1 protein-coding gene and 1 pseudogene are annotated in these 1,015 nt (G+C 76.1%); both read right to left on the bottom strand.

The features are described from left to right. On the bottom strand, positions 1-692 hold a 692-nt coding region (locus tag ACLEQD_RS44135), incomplete at its 3' end, for a CHASE2 domain-containing protein (protein WP_410391893.1). A gap of 1 nt (position 693) precedes the next feature. Beyond that, positions 694-1,015: pseudogene (locus ACLEQD_RS44130) on the bottom strand (hypothetical protein); the annotation flags it as partial.

The following is a 1,015-nucleotide window of genomic DNA, read 5'->3' as shown; positions in this document are numbered from 1 at the left end:
TCCAGCAGCACGTTCAGCGTCCCGCTGCCCCAGGCCGCCAGCCGCAGCGGGGCCAGGTTCGTGGACAGGCCCCTCGCGCCCAGGCGCAGCCGGTCCGCGTCCAGGGACACCGGCGTCAGCGGGTCTCCCCGCGCGGGCAGGCCCCCCGCGTCCTCCGTCAGCGCCATGCTGCCCAGGATGACGGTGCCCAGCCCGGAGAAGGCCTCCGTGAGCCGCGCGTCGCCATCCCGCGCGTACAGCCGCGCCTCCAGGTCGCTGGCCAGCGAGGCGCCCGCGGGCGTCCGGGTGAGCCCCGACGTGCGCAGGCGCTCCAGCACGTCCTCGCCCAGGTCCAGCGCGTCGCGGGACTCCGGCGCGTCGAAGAGGACGTCCACCACCACCGCGTTGGGACGGTACGCCGCCAGCGCCTGGAAGGCCTTCGCCCAGGTGGCGCGCGACAGCGGCCAGCGCTCCCCCAGCGCCGCGAGCGCCCGGTCATCCACCTCCACCAGCACCAGGTCGGCGGTGGGGGGAAGGGGCGGCAACAGCCGGCTCACCGCGACGTCATACAGGGCCCGCTCGCCCGGGCCCGGCGCGCCGCCCGTCAACGCCGTGCCCACCGCGAGCAGCAGGCCCACGCCCACACCCAGCCCCCGCGGCAGGGCGGGGGACGACAGCAGCGAGGACCTGGGACCGCGAGCAGGCAGCGTCATCTCACCCGGCGACGTCGAAGCTGAAGATCTTCGACGGGTAGCCTACGAAGCCGTCGGCGTCCACCGCCACCACCCGCCAGAACCATTTGCCCGCGCCCGGCGCCGCCGCGTCCACCATGGGGTTCGCTGACTCCTGGAGCCTCACGTCGCCCGTGAAGTCCGCCGTCGTCGCCAGCTCCACCCGGTACAGCTTCGCGCCCGGCACCGCCTTCCAGACGAGCGCGGGCGCCTTCGGGTACGCGCCGCCGCGCGGCCGCTCCAGCACCGGGGCCGTGAGGAGCGCGCGGGGCGCTTCCGGAGGCTGGGCCGGCTTCGCCCGCGAA

Source organism: Corallococcus sp. 4LFB (genome assembly GCF_046520365.1).
In the GTDB taxonomy this organism is placed as follows: Bacteria; Myxococcota; Myxococcia; order Myxococcales; family Myxococcaceae; genus Corallococcus; species Corallococcus caeni.
The sequence above is the reverse complement of the archived record's forward strand: the minus strand, read 5'-3'. Positions and strand labels throughout refer to the sequence as shown.